The sequence below is a fragment of the Aquimarina sp. RZ0 genome, from assembly GCF_008370685.1.
Taxonomy (GTDB): Bacteria; Bacteroidota; Bacteroidia; order Flavobacteriales; family Flavobacteriaceae; genus Aquimarina.
Genome location: NZ_VTZU01000015.1, coordinates 20693 through 37388, shown reverse-complemented (window position 1 = coordinate 37388; position 16696 = coordinate 20693). Strand labels below are relative to the sequence as shown.

General features: G+C 32.4%; 14 protein-coding genes. 1 reads left to right on the top strand and 13 read right to left on the bottom strand.

The genetic code is table 11. The annotated features are described in order from the left end of the window. Nucleotides 1-193: 193 nt before the first annotated feature. The 13 genes from F0000_RS07515 to F0000_RS07455 form a co-directional block, all read right to left on the bottom strand. Nucleotides 194-1075, bottom strand: a complete 882-nt coding sequence (locus tag F0000_RS07515; protein ID WP_149624100.1) for an SDR family oxidoreductase — start codon at nt 1073-1075, stop codon at nt 194-196. A gap of 148 nt (nt 1076-1223) precedes the next feature. After that, nucleotides 1224-2534 carry a CoF synthetase gene (locus F0000_RS07510; RefSeq protein ID WP_149624099.1) on the bottom strand — a complete coding sequence of 437 codons (1311 nt, stop codon included), beginning with the start codon at nt 2532-2534 and terminating at the stop codon, nt 1224-1226. Nucleotides 2535-2674: 140 nt separating this feature from the next. Then, nucleotides 2675-3724: a sugar-transfer associated ATP-grasp domain-containing protein gene (locus F0000_RS07505; protein WP_149624098.1), complete on the bottom strand. Its 1050-nt coding sequence runs from the start codon at nt 3722-3724 to the stop codon at nt 2675-2677. Between the two features lie 64 nt (nt 3725-3788). Next, the gene (gene scpA / locus F0000_RS07500; protein WP_149624097.1) at nt 3789-5924 is read right to left on the bottom strand and encodes a methylmalonyl-CoA mutase; all 2136 of its coding nucleotides are present in this window, start codon (nt 5922-5924) and stop codon (nt 3789-3791) included. A 412-nt stretch (nt 5925-6336) separates the two neighbouring features. Further along, on the bottom strand, nt 6337-6969 hold the full coding sequence (locus F0000_RS07495; protein WP_149624096.1) for a hypothetical protein: 633 nt from the start codon (nt 6967-6969) through the stop codon (nt 6337-6339). Nucleotides 6970-7040: 71 nt separating this feature from the next. Then, entirely contained in the window at nt 7041-8426 is a 1386-nt protein-coding gene (locus F0000_RS07490) for a methylmalonyl-CoA mutase subunit beta (protein WP_149624095.1), read from the bottom strand. Then, a complete protein-coding gene (locus F0000_RS07485; protein ID WP_255452666.1) occupies nt 8419-8733 on the bottom strand; it encodes a septum formation initiator family protein in 315 nt (104 codons plus the stop codon). Before F0000_RS07485 ends, F0000_RS07490 begins: the two co-directional genes overlap by 8 nt. Before the next feature lie 83 nt (nt 8734-8816). Then, nucleotides 8817-9425 carry a uridine kinase gene (gene udk / locus F0000_RS07480; protein WP_149624093.1) on the bottom strand — a complete coding sequence of 203 codons (609 nt, stop codon included), beginning with the start codon at nt 9423-9425 and terminating at the stop codon, nt 8817-8819. 109 nt (nt 9426-9534) lie between these two features. Then, on the bottom strand, nt 9535-10686 hold the full coding sequence (locus tag F0000_RS07475) for an anhydro-N-acetylmuramic acid kinase (RefSeq protein WP_255452661.1): 1152 nt from the start codon (nt 10684-10686) through the stop codon (nt 9535-9537). Between the two features lie 275 nt (nt 10687-10961). Continuing rightward, a complete protein-coding gene (locus F0000_RS07470) occupies nt 10962-11711 on the bottom strand; it encodes a hypothetical protein (RefSeq protein ID WP_149624092.1) in 750 nt (249 codons plus the stop codon). A gap of 88 nt (nt 11712-11799) precedes the next feature. After that, nucleotides 11800-12261, bottom strand: coding sequence for a cytochrome c (locus tag F0000_RS07465; RefSeq protein ID WP_149624091.1), 462 nt, complete (start codon nt 12259-12261; stop codon nt 11800-11802). 201 nt (nt 12262-12462) lie between these two features. Beyond that, nucleotides 12463-13584 carry a PQQ-dependent sugar dehydrogenase gene (locus F0000_RS07460; protein WP_149624090.1) on the bottom strand — a complete coding sequence of 374 codons (1122 nt, stop codon included), beginning with the start codon at nt 13582-13584 and terminating at the stop codon, nt 12463-12465. Nucleotides 13585-13628: 44 nt separating this feature from the next. Continuing rightward, nucleotides 13629-15908 carry a TonB-dependent receptor gene (locus F0000_RS07455; RefSeq protein ID WP_149624089.1) on the bottom strand — a complete coding sequence of 760 codons (2280 nt, stop codon included), beginning with the start codon at nt 15906-15908 and terminating at the stop codon, nt 13629-13631. A 106-nt stretch (nt 15909-16014) separates the two neighbouring features. Here F0000_RS07455 and F0000_RS07450 point away from each other — a divergent pair, with 106 nt between their 5' ends. Further along, a complete protein-coding gene (locus F0000_RS07450) occupies nt 16015-16680 on the top strand; it encodes a hypothetical protein (RefSeq protein WP_149624088.1) in 666 nt (221 codons plus the stop codon). Nucleotides 16681-16696: the final 16 nt, after the last annotated feature.

Below are 16696 nucleotides of genomic sequence, written 5' to 3'. Positions count from 1 at the left end.
AACAGCGATAAAAATACAATTAATTATACATTATAAAAATGAAAAATATTAACATTTCCAGATTAAACAGGCTATCCGCTGTAGTATGGGTATTTTAGCGTGTTTATAAATATATCTTATTTGAAAAGTATGTATGAAAAGAGAATTTCAGAAATAAACAAAAAACAGCAACGATTCTCTTTTGTGGGTTGCTTTACTTGCTTTTTTTAGCTTTGATTGCTGCTTCCAGCATATCCCACATTTGTTGGGGGACTTCTTCCAAAAGGTTAAATTGCCCTGCACCTTTAAGCCATTCACCACCATCCAGAGTAACAACTTCTCCATTTACATAAGAAGAAAAATCTGATACTAAATATGCAGCTAAATTTGCCAGCTCCTGATGGTCACCAACACGCTTAAGAGGCACTTTTTTAGATAGATCATATTTTTCTTTCATATCACCTGGGAGTAGCCTGTCCCATGCGCCTTTTGTAGGAAATGGTCCTGGGGCGATAGCATTGAATCTCATTCCGTATTTAGCCCATTCCACGGCAAGTGATCTGGTCATTGCTAATACTCCCGCTTTTGCAGTAGCACTTGGTACTACGTATGCAGAGCCTGTCCAGGCATAGGTAGTTACGATATTAAGTACTACTGTATTTTGATATTTTGTGTCAATCCAATGTTTTCCGAATACAAGTGTACAGTTTTTAGTTCCTTTTAGAACAATATCAATGATTGTATCAAAGGCATTGGCAGATAAGCGTTCTGTGGGAGAAATAAAATTTCCGGCAGCGTTATTTAATAAGATATCTACAGATCCAAACTGATCAATCACCTGATCTCTCATCGCTTCTACCTGATCATAATGCCTTACATCACATTGTACAGGCAGGCAAGTACCCCCAGTTTCTTTCTCAAGCTCTATTGCTGTATCTTTAAGTTTTTCGAGATTACGAGATGTAATAGCCACTTTTGCACCAAGTTCCAGAAAGTATTTGGTCATTGATTTTCCTAGTCCACTACCGCCTCCAGTAACAACAATGTTTTTTCCTTCTAGTGCTCCGTCTCTAAGCATTTTATCCGTATAACTCATGTTTTTTGTATAAGTGTCATTTATAGTGCTGAAAAATACAATTTATATTTATAAAAAATTATGCTTGCATAGTTTTTTATGCCTACCTATGTTTCTAGTCTAATATATTAAGAAAATCAATATTTTTGGTATTTTGATGGTAATATTGTTAATAATTTAGGACTTTCATGTTTTTAGATTGCTCCATTTCATTGACCACCATTCTTCTTTTCCCTGAGGCTAGTAAAGGTATTTCATCTACATATTCAATGCTTAATACGGCATCATCTCCCAGGTAAGATCTGAATTCAATAAGAAATTCTTCTTCTCTTAGAAAAGTAGTCTCCGAATTAAGTTTAAAAACATATTCTTTAGTATCTCTCTGAATGAGTTGGCATTGTTTCAGTTCTTGGTATTTGTTTACAATCAGTACTACATTAAATATGATTATTTCTCCACGTGTATTTTTTATAGTGTCTATTTTTCTTCCTTCAATATGTGTAAGAACTTCTTTGCCTTGTACTGTATCAATGCTTCCTAAATCACCTGTGTCATATCGAATCATAGGCATGCAATAATTAAAAAAATCAGTCACGATGATTCGTCCAATAGTTCCTTTTTCTACTGGTTGATCTGTATCTATGTCTAGAATTTCTACATGATAACTAGCGTGGTTGATAATAAAATAGGACTCACCTGCTGGTTGTTGCGCAATTATGCCATTTTCCAGATTAGAGTATCTGGAAATTGCATGAATACCAAAATATTTTGTTATGGATTTTTTTGTGTATGCATCTAATTTTTCTGAAATCGTTATTATTGATTTTACATCATTGGATTTAAAACCGGTGTCTGTTCGATCAAGATATTTACATATTTTCGTAAATGCAGAAACATAGCCCAGCAAGCTGGGTTTCTTTTTTCTTTTTTGTATATCCTTGAGTAACGCTGCTATAAAATCATCAGAGAGTTCAAAAACATCGATAGGGACGACATTTTGAGTAAAACGAGTTAAGAAATTTTTCTTTTCGAATGCATTCCAAAGCCTGAAAAAGTATAATTTATCTCCTACACTGAATGATGCTTTCTGCCAGAAAAATAAATTATCTGCAACAGTTCGGATTCTTTTATTTTTGTTTTGACAAACCTTAAAAGGGGTTCCTGTAGAGCCACTGGTGCAGACGGTTATTTTTTCCTTGTCGATATACGCAGTAGATTCGAACTCAGATTTTTTTTTTCGAATTAAATTTTTATTTATTACCGGAAAAGAAGTTAATTGTGGGTTTTTATCTCTGTAAAACGGAACCGTGTGGATGGCGTGACTTAAAATCTTTTCCAGATATTGCTGTTTTCTTTTTTTGGATTCATCTGAAGATCCATCGGTGAGTATGGTTTTAATATCTTCAAAATTTGACTTTTTTTTACTTCCGGTTAACAAATCTACAAACCAGAACGACTTATTACGTATTTTTTGTAACATAATTTACAGGTTTTAAAGGTTGAGTGTATTGGGTATTGATACTTAATCTAGGGTGTAATTGTTTTAAGATCAAAAAGGCTAACGTTCTTATTTTCATTAGTTAAGAGTTAAGTTAGGGAATTTTTCGTCTAAAAACAAGTCTAAGCCTCCTCTAAAATTTCATTAAACAAAGGGTGTTTTAAGTATCCTCCAAAAGCAATATCCGGTGTGATAAAAGAATTGTTGTCATTTCCTTCTATAATTACAGGGCCATCGGGGCTAATCGCAATATCCCAACCAATAATTCGATCAGGAATATAAGAAACAGCTTTTTTTACCAGTGCGAGAGATTCTGTAAAATACGGAATTGAAAAACCGTCAAATTGTGTATGAGTATCTGGGTGTTTTTGTAATTGTTTGCCGCCATATTTCATAAGTTGGTGGCTTAAACCTTTTAGCTCTCCTTTTTGAATATCAACAGATAAGTAAATACCTCCAGAGCTGCCATTATCTACAACATTGCCTCCACACCCAAAACGCATGAATGCCGATAGTATATGGATATTATTATTCTTATCTATATAGGTGTCAAAACGTATGGTGTTTATGCTATGAGCATATATTTTATTGATTTCCGGATGTTGTACTACAACTTCCTGATGAATGCATTCATTTGATAAAATATAATTCGCGTGTTCAGAGACCTGATTGTTCAGATTGCTTTTTGTTATTAAAAAACAACCGGTGCCTCCCATTTCTGTCATAGACTTTATAAAAATAGTAGCTGTTTGAGTTTTTTCGAATATCATTTCAATATATTGCGCTAATTCTTCTGAGGTGTTGATTGTATATTTCTTAGTTTTATAGTAAAACTGCTTTTTGAAATTATGACTTATAAGTTTAGGAACAGGAAAACTGTTTTGTTCCATATATATTGCAAATGATAATTTATTTCTTAAAAGAGAGGCAAATTGATATTTGTGTAGGTTTTTAGAAAAAGTAATTTTATGTACTTCTTTGTTACTGAGATAATCTGTATAATTAAGGATGTTTTTTCTGTAAAGAAATTTGCCAAAATAAAAGTATGGTTTTTCTTTTTTTACGATCCAAAAGATAAAAGCTTCTTTACAAATTCTAAAAAGACTTTTCCTGTTTTTATCCTTTATAAAAACGGAAATTCTTTTATTGAAAAGGGCAATTTTGTTTGTCATAAATAAGCACGCTTATTGGTAAAACGAATTCAATTTTTTTATGGTATATCCACAGAAATAAAAACTATTGAAACGTCGAAATTAAAATATCCAAAATAGTAATGGCAGCATCACTAATCTTGGTGCCAGGACCAAAAATTGCTACAGCACCTGCATCAAATAAATAAGTATAATCATCAGGAGGGATGACTCCACCAACAATAATCATAATATCTTCTCTTTCATATCTTTTTAATTCTGAAATGATTTGAGGAACCAATGTTTTATGCCCTCCAGCCAGTGAGGATACTCCTACTATATGGACATCATTTTCTACTGCCTGCTTAGCAGCTTCTGCCGGTGTCTGAAACAAAGGACCAATATCTACATCAAAACCAACATCTGCATAACTTGTAGCAACTACTTTTGCCCCTCTATCATGACCATCTTGTCCCATTTTTGCAATCATAATTCTTGGTCTTCGACCTTCGAGTTCTGCAAACTGATTGGCTAGCTCTCTTGCTTTATGAAAAGAATCATCATTTTTTATTTCTTTGGCGTACACTCCTGTAAATGATTTAATTTCTGCTTTATATCTTCCGAACTCTTTCTCCAGAGCACTACTGATTTCACCTAAGGTAGCTCTTAGTCTGGCAGCTTTTATTGCTAAAGTTAATAAGTTTTGAGTATCATCCTTAGCAGCTTTTGTAATATTATTTAATGCCATTTGTACAGCATTTTCGTTTCTTGAGGTTTTTACTTTTTGTAATCCTGCTATTTGTTGATTTCTTACCGCATCATTATCAACTTTTAATGTGCTTATGGCTTCTTCGCGCGCTAATTTAAATTTGTTAACACCAATAATAACATCTTGTTCGCTATCTATCCTTGCTTGTTTTCTGGCGGCGGCTTCTTCAATACGCATTTTGGGAATTCCAGCTTCTATTGCCTTGGTCATGCCACCCAGCTCTTCTACTTCCTGAATGAGTTGCCAGGCTTTTTCTGAAATTTCGTTTGTTAAAGATTCTACATAAAAACTTCCTGCCCAAGGATCAACAGTACGAGTTATTTGGGTTTCTTCCTGAAGATAGATTTGTGTATTTCTGGCAATTCTGGCAGAAAAATCTGTAGGTAATGCAATGGCTTCATCCAGTGCATTGGTATGAAGGCTTTGTGTGCCACCAAAGGCAGCGGCACTTGCCTCAATGCATGTTCTGGCAACATTATTAAAAGGGTCTTGAGCTGTGAGACTCCATCCACTTGTCTGGCAATGTGTCCTAAGCATTAAGGATTTGGGATTCTTAGGGTCGAATTGCTTGATTAATTTTGCCCATAGCATGCGGGCAGCACGCATTTTGGCAATTTCCATAAAGTGATTCATTCCTATTGCCCAAAAGAAGGATAGGCGAGGAGCAAAAGAATCAATATCCATGCCAGCCTCTATTCCTTTTCTGATATAATCCAGCCCGTCTGCAAGTGTATATGCCAATTCTATGTCACAGGTGGCTCCTGCTTCCTGCATATGATATCCTGATATACTGATGGGATTAAACCTTGGCATATTTTTAGAACAATATTTAAAAATATCACTAATGATCCTCATAGAAGGAGTCGGTGGATAGATATAGGTATTACGCACCATAAATTCTTTAAGAATGTCATTTTGTATAGTTCCGGAGAGTAAACTTTTATCTACATTTTGTTCCTCTGCTGCAACAATATAAAAGGCCATAATTGGGAGAACTGCTCCATTCATCGTCATAGATACAGACATTTTATCTAATGGAATCTGGTCAAAGAGTACTTTCATATCTTCTACGGTATCAATCGCTACGCCAGCCATTCCTACATCACCAACTACGCGTTCATGATCACTATCATACCCTCTGTGTGTAGCCAGATCAAAAGCTACAGATAATCCTTTTTGTCCAGCAGCAAGATTTCTGCGATAGAAGGCATTACTTTCTTCTGCAGTCGAAAAACCCGCATATTGTCTGATCGTCCAGGGTCTGCGTACATACATTGTACTATATGGACCACGTAAATAAGGAGGAATGCCTGCGGAGAAATTAAGATGTTCTAATTCTTTGTTGTCCTCTGCGGTATACACTGATTTAATCTCGATACCTTCAGAAGTACTATGTGTTTTATAATCAGTTTTTAACGTCTGATTGTTGATGTCTTTTGGAACTGTAATATGTTGGATGTTTTTTCTTGTCATTTTCTAAAATATCATTTTTAAAATATATCTGCCAACTATGATTTTAAATGGTATTGGTTACAAAGAATATCAAAATTAGGGTTCGAAATATAAATTTTGCAGGTAAAAGCATTACACAAGATGAGTTCAAGAAAAAGAAGTGTTTTAAGAATTTTATTTTTCTTAAAGAAATAGATGCTGTTTAATAACTCGTCTGGTTTTTTTGGAGTTATTTTTTTTATCCAATTTAGTGCTTCATCAATAATAGTTTTACCTGAGATCGGTGACAAAATAAATAATATAGGAAAACAATACCTTATTCTCATAAAAAAAAATAAATCATCAATAAAATATAAAATTACAATTTTATTGATGATTTATTTTAGAAAACAATAATTATATTAATACTGAGTAAGGTATGATGTGGATTTGACTAGCCAAAAGCTTTTTCGATAACCATAAGTATCGAATAGTAAATGTCAAAAGCAATAAATTCTTTAACCTGAGAGGTGTTGATTTCTTTGTCTACCATGTAATATACCTTTTGAGCTATAAGTGAGGTGCTTACATTTCCATCATTTTCTAATGTGTATATAATTTTTTTAAAATCGTCACTATTACTAGTATTTTTAAGGCATTGTATAAAACCTCCTCTGTAATTAAAAATCAATACTTCCTCATCTTTTTCTTCTGGAGAAGGAGTATACGTTGATGTTTTTTTTGTGGCGTCTCTACTTTCATAATCGCTCAGTTTCACCCATATAGAATTTTTATCATTAGCTTTCTTTTTAAAAGTTCTTGCCAATTGTATAGAATTGTCTGAAGGGAGTTTTCTGAGATCGAGAGATAAACTTGCTACCTCTGCTAAGAACGTTCTATATGTTTTTACAGAATCGCTATCAAATTTATAATGATCAAATAGGTCTTTTTCGAACGAATCAAAGGCTTTTTTGATAAAACCACTTTTGTCTGCAATAGCGCAATCATATTGTTGTGCATTACAGGTGATGGTAAAAAGTAATCCTACTAATACAATATTGGCCATTAATCTCATCTTATGGGGCATCGATTAAGATTTTGTTATGTTAATTATGTGTTATAGATATGTTAATTAGATCGTAAGTTAATAATAAGTTGTTAATTATTAGCGTTTGCTGCTGTTTTTTTATCAATTTTTTCACATAATCTTCGCTGAACTATTGGATTCAGTAAAGTTTTTATAACATTTTTTTTAGAAAAAGGTATTTTTTCCAAATTTGGAATATCTTCACTAGGGTTTTTGAATTTATTAGCGCCAGTTAGTATAATGTGTTCATTATCAAATAAGTCTTGTTCTTTTTTAGCGCTATCTTTTATTTTTCGCTGAATTGTTCCTTCTTTTAATTGTGTAAGATAACCGCCACCTTGTTCGATGTTTTTGAATAGCTCCAGTGCTTTTTCTGATAATTGCCGTGTTAAACTCTCAATATAATAACTTCCTGATGCTGGATTGGTTACGATATCAAAATAACTTTCATTTTTTAAAATAAGTAATTGGTTTAGTGCGATTCTGTTTCCAAAATCATTTTCCAGATTATATATGTCATCATAGCGAAGGTTATAAATAGTATCTGCTCCTCCCAAAATTGCACTCATGCATTCTGTAGTAGTACGTAGCATATTTACATTATAGTCTAAAATGGTTTTATTTCTATGGGAAGGATGTGCAAGGATATGACATTTTTTAAGTAGATCGAACTCTGATGACAAGCTTGTCCATAGCATTCTTAAAGCTCTCAATTTTGCTATTTCAAAGAAGTAATTACTTCCAATAGCTACTTTAAAAACTATAAACGCCTCACTGAAAGAATCCATTTTGTTGGTATTCAGTATATTCAAATACTCGTTAGCATGTGCTAATCCATATGCCAATTGCTGAATCATAGTGGCTCCAGCGTTTTGGAGCAAGCTAATATCAACACTAATAATACTTTTAAGATTTTGAGTTTCTTTTAGAATGCTAATTAGATTTCGGTGATCATCCGCTAACGTATCAAACCAGTTGCCTGTCCTTGAGAGATTGCCAATGCTGTCTACCAATAAAAAGATGTCACCTGTAAACGTTGCTGCAATTTTGTCAAGCTCCCGAGCAAATTTGGAGGATAAAAATAAGGTTTCTATATAGATCGTAATTTCTTCAGAAATATCTTTTAGCAGTTCTTCTGGAATACAATTTTCATTCAAAATAACAAAATAGATACTTTCTGCTCCTTCTTTGATTGCTTTTAGGGCTTTTTTATTTGCAATAACCGCTGCTTCATTAACTTCTATTTTTTGAGCATTTTTCCAGGAAGAAGGATGTGTAATCTGATTTTTGGTTTCTGAAAGATCTTCTTGATTATAAAAAGGTTTTATATCAATACCTTCAAAAGATTTATAAATCAATGCCTCATTATAATCTACACCTTTTAAGTCGAATTGAATTTTTTGTTTCCACTCTTTTGTAGAAACAGCATCGAAACTTTCAAATAAGATTTTAGTCATTATTCTTTTTTTTATGGATACTATCCTCGTATTCAATTATATAAATCTCCTCATTATCACGTTTCATAAAATACTCTTCTCGTGCAAATTTTTCTAATTCACTACTGTCTTTAAGAACTTTTATGTTTTTTTGATCTTTTACAATTTCCTTTTTGTAGTATTCTTTATTATCGTTTAATTCTTTTATTTCCTGATCTAATTCTCTATGTATTAGCCAGGAATTTGTATCCAGAAATAACATCCAGATTACAAACACAAGTATTATCAACACATACTTATTTAAAAATATGGCAAAAAAAGGAATCAACGCAGGTGTGTTCCTTAGTTTTTCTAAATAACTTTTTAACTTCAATCTTAATCGTATGATTTTGGTTTATAAAGGTACAAAAGTTAATCCAAGCGTTCTTTTATAATTGTACGAAGAATATCAACAGCCACATTATTATAGGTGTTATTAGGAATAATTAGATCAGCAAACTCTTTGGTAGGATCAATAAATTGCTGATGCATGGGTTTTAATGTATTTTGATATCTATCCAGAACTTCTTCCATATCTCTACCACGCTCTGCAATATCACGTTTTAATCTTCTTATTAAGCGTTCGTCACTATCCGCGTGGACATATACTTTGATATCAAACATATCTCTTATTGTTGGGTTTGTAAGAATTAAAATACCCTCTACAATAAGCACTTTACTAGGAGCAGTAATTATAGTTTCTGTGGTTCTGTTATGCTCTACAAAAGAGTATACAGGTTGTTTTATAATTTCTCCGTTTTTCAGAGATTTCAGATGATCTCCTAATAATTCAAAATCTATGGATTGGGGATGGTCAAAATTTATTTTAGTTCTCTCTTCATATGTCAGATGACTAGTGTCTTTATAATATGAATCCTGAGAAATTATACAAACTTCATTTTCAGGTAATTCATTTATAATCTGATTTACTACTGTAGTTTTTCCGCAACCTGTGCCACCAGCGATACCAATAATTAACATTTTCCGATTTATTTTCAGCAAATTTAGAAATAGTTATTGAGTTATTGAGTTTTGTGTACGAGAGTTTTTTTTATGATACATATAGGTGAAATTCGGTATTCTTACTGTATTATGACGGATAGTAGATCACACCCGATGACGAATCTTTTTCTGCTCCAGTCACTGTATGTAGACAATTGATTTCTTTTCTCTCCTTTAGTACGCCCATAAAAGCAAAAATCAGTGCTTCCTTAAAATCAATAATTTTTTCCTCCGGAATAACTACATTGACGGTTTGCTTTACTTTCTGCTGTAACATTTTTATTAAAAAATCATTTTTAGCACCTCCACCGGTTATTAATAGCAAAGTATTTTCTTTTTTTATTTCTTTTACAGACTTGGCTATTTGATCAGTAATATGATGTACTGAGGTATGTAGTAAATTCTCGATAGAATCATCAGCTTTTTCTATCAGAGGGATTATTTTTTCTAAAAACCATTCATATCCCAGAGATTTTGGAAATGTCTTCTTATAATACTCTAATCCATTTAGTTTATTTAATAAATCGGTATTTACTATTCCTGAACTGGCCAGGTTTCCTCCCTTGTCATATGCCAGGTCTATTTTCTGACAGAGATAGTTTAATATCATGTTTACAGGAGCAATATCATAGGCAATTCTGGTGTGATTGGATTGAAATGAGATATTACTAATACCTCCCAGATTAAGGCAAAAATCATAGATACCAAACAATAACTGATCTCCGATAGGAACTAAAGGTGCTCCCTGACCTCCCAGAGCGACATCATTAGTCCTGAAATCACAAATGACTTTCTTTTTAGAACGATTTGCTACATGTTGTCCGGATCCGATTTGATAGGTTACTCCAATTTCGGGTTGATGAAAAACAGTATGCCCATGACTGCTTATAAAATCAACATCCAATTTGTTTTTTGCTATAAAATCGGCAGCCTTATCTCCTAACCAGCTTCCATATTCATTATGAAATGCTAGTAAATCGATAGTGTTTAATTGTACTGTGTTTTTGAGCTTTTCTTTAAATCGCGCTGTATATTGAATATCTGCGGTTTTTTCTATAGAAAATTTCCAGATGCCTCCTTTGTTTTCAAAATGACAATAGGCAATATCTAATCCATCCAGAGATGTACCAGACATTAATCCTATTACTTTGTATGATTCTGGAGCAGTAAGCATGTTGCACGTGCAAACTACCAAAAATAATTCTAATATAAATAATAAGCTTAGTTCAATTACTCCCAAGGGTGTCAGTTTGAGTGAAATTCTGATAAGAATTTTGTAAAGAAAATAGATGTTTTGGGGCTAAAAACCTATGCTTGACACACTTTTTCTTCATTAAATCGAATTGATGGTTTTTACTCGATAATCGAGATTTAAATGCTCCGAGGCTTGCCTTGAAATCAAAATATTTTTTTTCAATAAATGCTTCGTATCCTTGCTCCGAGGTAGTAGTTTACTCTTCTGTATTAATAATAGAAACTGTGGTTTGTAAGTATTAGTAAAATAATGGATAAGCGCTATATTTTATTAATATATCTAAGTTCAAACTTGTCGAGGTCTATTTCCGGAATTGATTTTGTATAAAAAAAATCTATGATTTGATGTTCCAGATAGTTTTCGATCTCAGCTGTTTTTTTTTCTTTAAATAATAAAAATACTTTAGCAGCTTCTGTTTTTTTGAACTCCTTAATCAATTGATCAGGTTCTTTAACGACTGTAGAAACTTGGTAGTTTTCAAACTTTTTCTGCATCCATCGATGGCAGACTAATCTAATTTGACTTTTTTGCAGATCCTCTCCCAGTCGGACTATTTCTTTTTGATTTGTAGAATCTTCCAGTTTAACTCGATCCAGCGCTATTTTTGATTTAGTGAATTGCCTTTCTAGCTTAAAATCAATATATTTTATATCTTTTTTTAGTTTCTTTATCACTTTCTGAAGTGCGTCATTATAGACTATAACAAATTCATCATATGTATATAAGGCATTAAGAAATGATATGGCATTTTTTCGATACTGTTTAGGAAAAGCCTGGTTTTTTACTTTTTCAAAAAGATTATTTAATTCAAGTTGTATTTCTTCTGGAATACCTGCATATTTCGGATCATTTTTTATGGCTCTTAATTGCGCTGTGATTTCTAATCTGGAACCTTTAAATACTTTTAAGCGATATCTGAATTTATAGGTATTGGGAGAGATCTCATCTACATCTTGCATATAGCCTGAATACGCAAAAGAAAATATATAGAAAAAGATCAGGAATTTCATGAACCGTAATTTGTACTGTATTTTAACTGTATTTTGTAGGTGTTTTTAAAATATTAACGTAAAATATAGTATGATTGTTATATGCTTCTTACTTCTTAATACTTTTTACTTCTTCTATAGTAACCATCTTTTTTTGAGTATTTCCCCAACTATTCATAATATAATTCATTACATCAGCAATTTCATCGTCTTCTAATCCTAATGGAGTCATAGCACTTTTATATGGTTGCCCATTAACCTCTATTGCTCCTTTTAATCCATATTTTACTGAATGAATACTTTCTTCTCTTTTTTGAGTAAGCCAGTCTGATCCTGCCAATGGAGGAAAAATTTTAGGAGTACCTTTGCCATTATGAAGATGGCATTGCATACAGAAATCGGAGTAAATTATTTCTCCTCTTGTAATACTTTTTGATAAAGAAGTATCTTGATCGTTAGTATGGATATTAGTATACTGCGTCTTTGATTTCGTCTGATTTGCTATAATAGAAATACAAAATATGAATGAAAAGATTTCAAGAATAAAGAGTTGTTTTATACGTTTTTTCATAAAAAAATAAATTTTAGTAATTGTTAATCAGAAATTAATTATAAAACTAAGAAAGTGTATACGCTCTCTGTTTTCTTATTAAAAATTTTAAACATCAACTTTTATATAGTAATTTTTAAGTCTCTTAAATGTTTGCTTCGTTTTCTAATGTTTCATAGTACAAAATGTAAATTAATAATTTTGAAATGTACTTGACATTGATCACGGATTAGGAATGATCTTTACAATTCCTTTATTTTCTACCGCAACATAGATAAATCCATCAGGACCTTGACGTACATTGCGTACGCGACCGATATCTTCTAACACTTTTTTTCTACCGATTACTTTGTTATTTTCTAATTCTACTAGTTCGAGGTATTGAAATTTTAGTGAGCCTACCAACAAATCATTTTTCCATTCAGGATATACATCACTTGTTACAAAATCCATACCGCTAGGTGCGATAGAAGGAATCCAGTAATATATAGGCTGTTTCATTCCTTCTTTGCTAGTAATATCAGTTATGGATGTACCACTATAGTTAATACCGTATGTAATGACAGGCCATCCATAATTGGAGGCTTTGTGTATCTCATTAATTTCATCACCACCGCGGGGGCCATGTTCGTGAATCCATATTTTCCCGTCTACTGGATTCAATGCCATTCCTTGCGGATTGCGATGACCATAAGAGAATATAGCTTTTTTAGCACCATCTTTGGTTACAAAAGGGTTATTGTCGGGAATGCTTCCATCATCAAGCAATCTATATATTTTACCGCCATCACGAGTAATATCTTGCGGGTTTTCATCTCTATTACCTCGATCTCCAATACTGAAATATAGATACCCTTCGTTATCAAATTCTATTCTTGATCCAAAATGATGTCCACGAGTTGTATTGGGAGTTCCTTTATATAATTTTTCAATAGCGGTGAGTTGGTTATTTTCTAATTTGGCACGTATCAATGCTGTATGCCCACCTTTTTCACTTCCTTCTTTAGAAGAGTATGTGAGATAGATCCATCCATTTTCTTTATAATTAGGGTGTAGTTCAATATCTAATAAGCCTCCTTGATTACGGTTATAGACTTCTGGAATATTACCGATTTGAGTTTTAATTCCATCTTTATAATGAATTAACTCTCCACTTTTTTCTGTAATTAGCATACTATTATCAGGAAGCCAGGTCATTCCCCAGGGAATTTGTAAATCAGGGACAACAATTTTGCTGGTATAATTTTTGGGATCAGGTTCCAGAGGAACATCATCTAACTTCTCTTGTGCACAAGAAAAAAGAGTGAACAAGAATAAAACTTTTAGAAATATAAAATTTTTCATTTTAATTGATTGTTTTACTTCTGAAAAATACAAAGAAATATTATTTATAGCCTATAATTTATGTTAATGCCTCCATATATATTAAATGGGAGACCTGGATAAAAATATCTTGGGGCGTTCCCTCCAAAACCAATAGCATTTATCTGGAGTTGGGACGCATGTTTTTTATCTAAAATATTATTTGCACCAATATATACGTTGCATTTCCAGTGTTTCTTAATTGTATTTTGATATCCTATTTTTCCATTTAATAACTCATACGGATCATTAAATACAGTGTTAGCATCATTTACAGGAATTTCTCCAACCGCTTGAAAGTTAAGGTTTGCGTAAAACTTTTTTTCAGAAATCAAATCAATACCAAGGTTCATAATGTTTTTAGGAACTCCGGTAAGGTTGTTGCCAGAGAAATCAGCTTCCAGATCTGTGAATTCATCAAAAGTATACATATTCAGTGATGTATTGATATAGAAATTTAGCTGTCCATAGTTAGTTTTTGTACTCGTGTAATTAATTTCACCTTCTATACCATTGTGATTTGTTTTTCCGGCATTAATTGCAAAGAAATTATCTTCTACAGTTCTTCTTGTAACTAATAAATCTCTTACTCTAAGGGTGTATAGGGAAATAGAACCATATATTTTATTTTTTAAGAATTTGTATCGAACCCCCGTTTCATAGTTCCATCCTATTTCTGGTTTGATGTCTGGATTAAAAACGCCCTCTGGGAGAAGTGTCTCTGTAGTAGTAGGAGTAGAGAATCCGTGAGCAATGTTTCCAAATAGTATAAGATTAGAGTTTATGACATAATTTATACCGATTTTTGGGGAGAAAATGGGATTAAAATCAAATGTTCCGGAGCTATTAATTCCATCTTGTAGAAATTGATCATTTACATCAAAAAATGTTTGATTAAGATGTAGTCCCAAGTTGAAGCGTAGTTTATTATTTAGTTTTAAATTTGTTTCAGCAAAAAGATTGTAATAATTCCTTTTTTCCTGCAGATCCGAAAGTTGATTTCCTTGTACGCTTCCTGTACCGGGAGGGAAATCCTGATAGAGGTTATCAAAAGTTCTTCCGTTATAAAAATCAAAAAAAAGTTCGCCTCCAAGATTCCAGGTAAGCTCTTTTGTATGGATGGTGTGTTTTCCTAAAATCCTACTTCGGATCCCCAGTGTATTCGATCTTTCGCTCAGTATATTAAAAGGTCTTGGTTCATAATTATTTCTAAAAGAGCCAAAGAGACTTGTGTACTGCGTATACTTGTCAGAATATTGATGATTCCAGGTGATTCCAAGAATTCCGTAATCGATATCTTCAAAGGCTTGAGATCTCCCCCAGGTAAACGCTGCTTGTCTGGGGTTTGTGTCAAAATCTTCTTGATTTAAAGAACTGGGAATACCTGCTTTTAGGTTGATATAACTTGCTATTATCGAAAAAGTATTCATATTATCTGTATCAACCCCAGCTGTTATGGTCACTGTATTCCTGTCATACGTATTATTAACTCGATATCCATCAGAATGATTATTACTATATAGGATATTAAAATTAGATTTTTTTCCTCCTTTAGTAACGTTTGCCACAGTTCTTCTTAGTCCATAACTACCTACAGAAGTAGATAATGAAGCTCTGGATTCTTGATAATTGGTAAGAGTAGGTTTTAATAAAATGGTTCCACCTAATCCTACACCATAGGTGCTGGAAGATGGTCCTTTATGAATTTCAATTTTTGACAAAGAGGCCAGTTCTATATCTTCAATAGATGACTCCCCATTACCATCTGTGAGTGGTATATCACCAAAATATGTTCTTATATTAGCGGTTCCAAACAAATTTCTGGCTCCAATACCTCTAATGGCAATTCTATTAGTGTTTAGGGTTGCATGTTGCATAAAAACACCAGCGACCTTATTTAATATAGGGTGCAATTCAATAGTGTTTCCTCGATCAATTTCTTTTTTATTAATAATAGACACTGCATCTGTAGCATGTTTTTGTTCTATGGGTATGGATGCTGCTTTTACCAATATTTCTTCAAGTTTATTAATCGTGGGAATTAGATAGATAGTAAGGTGCTCATCTCTGTTAATTATAACTTCTTTTGTCTCATAGCCAGGAGAACTTACAATTATCTTGTTGTTACTCATAAAGCTGAAAGAGCCATTACTATCTGTATAGACTTCGGCCTTAGATAAAATATCGATAATCTTACAGTTTTCAATAGGAATCATGGTAGTGTTGTCAACGATAACCCCCGAAATGTTATATTGAGAATAGCTATTCAAGCTTAGTATTAAGAAAATGAGAATTATTTTTTTCAAGTGAGATTTTTCTTCAAATATCCGAAACTAATTGATTAAGAGTTCTTAAAAATTACTTATAATTGTATTGGTTTCAAAAAACAAAATTAATTAGAAGAATTATAGAATGATTAGAAAAATACTTTTTGTATCCCTGTTGTTTACTTTTGCGATTTCTTTTGCACAAAGAATAAAGATTGATAAGAAAAAACTAGAATTTTTAAAAGAAGAAAAAGAAATTGGAGTGAAGCTTACTTTTCCAGAGGATATTGTGGTAGCTGGCTTTAATTTAACTTTACCTGTAGGTTATAATTATGCAAAAGAAATTAAAGGGAATATGTCATCTGAAAAGGTATTTGTTGAAAAAATGATTAAAAAATGGAATAAAAAAGATTCTATTAATGGAGATACTTGGTTGTCAAAATATAATGAAGCGAAAGATGAAGTTTGGAGACAAAATTTTATAAGATCAATACATCAAAATATAGATGATTATAGTGATTTCCGGTTTGTAGTTCCTAATGAAAACACCAAATATATTTTGATAATAGAAGCAGATTGGATGTATTTTGGATATGGTAAAGTACAAATTGCAAGAAATGGAGCAAAAATGAAAAATACATTGAAGTTTGTAAAAGTAACAGATACCGAAGAGGTGATATATGAAACAGAAACACCAAATATTTTGGGAGATTATGTGAAAGGAGAATTTGGAGATATCGCTAGGATGGGAAGTTGCTATAATAAATTAGGATATTTATTATCACTTCAATTTAAACGAATATTGAAATAAATATTTTTTGTTTAAT

Bases quoted from the DNA above. Each gene is read 5' to 3' on its own strand.
- F0000_RS07495 (WP_149624096.1), bottom strand. From the start codon at position 6,969: ATGCCCCATAAGATGAGATTAATGGCCAATATTGTATTAGTAGGATTA.
- F0000_RS07510 (WP_149624099.1), bottom strand. From the start codon at position 2,534: ATGTTACAAAAAATACGTAATAAGTCGTTCTGGTTTGTAGATTTGTTA.
- F0000_RS07470 (WP_149624092.1), bottom strand. From the start codon at position 11,711: ATGAAATTCCTGATCTTTTTCTATATATTTTCTTTTGCGTATTCAGGC.
- F0000_RS07505 (WP_149624098.1), bottom strand. From the start codon at position 3,724: ATGACAAACAAAATTGCCCTTTTCAATAAAAGAATTTCCGTTTTTATA.
- scpA (WP_149624097.1), bottom strand. From the start codon at position 5,924: ATGACAAGAAAAAACATCCAACATATTACAGTTCCAAAAGACATCAAC.
- F0000_RS07465 (WP_149624091.1), bottom strand. From the start codon at position 12,261: ATGAAAAAACGTATAAAACAACTCTTTATTCTTGAAATCTTTTCATTC.
- F0000_RS07450 (WP_149624088.1), top strand. From the start codon at position 16,015: ATGATTAGAAAAATACTTTTTGTATCCCTGTTGTTTACTTTTGCGATT.
- F0000_RS07515 (WP_149624100.1), bottom strand. From the start codon at position 1,075: ATGAGTTATACGGATAAAATGCTTAGAGACGGAGCACTAGAAGGAAAA.
- udk (WP_149624093.1), bottom strand. From the start codon at position 9,425: ATGTTAATTATTGGTATCGCTGGTGGCACAGGTTGCGGAAAAACTACA.
- F0000_RS07490 (WP_149624095.1), bottom strand. From the start codon at position 8,426: ATGACTAAAATCTTATTTGAAAGTTTCGATGCTGTTTCTACAAAAGAG.
- F0000_RS07460 (WP_149624090.1), bottom strand. From the start codon at position 13,584: ATGAAAAATTTTATATTTCTAAAAGTTTTATTCTTGTTCACTCTTTTT.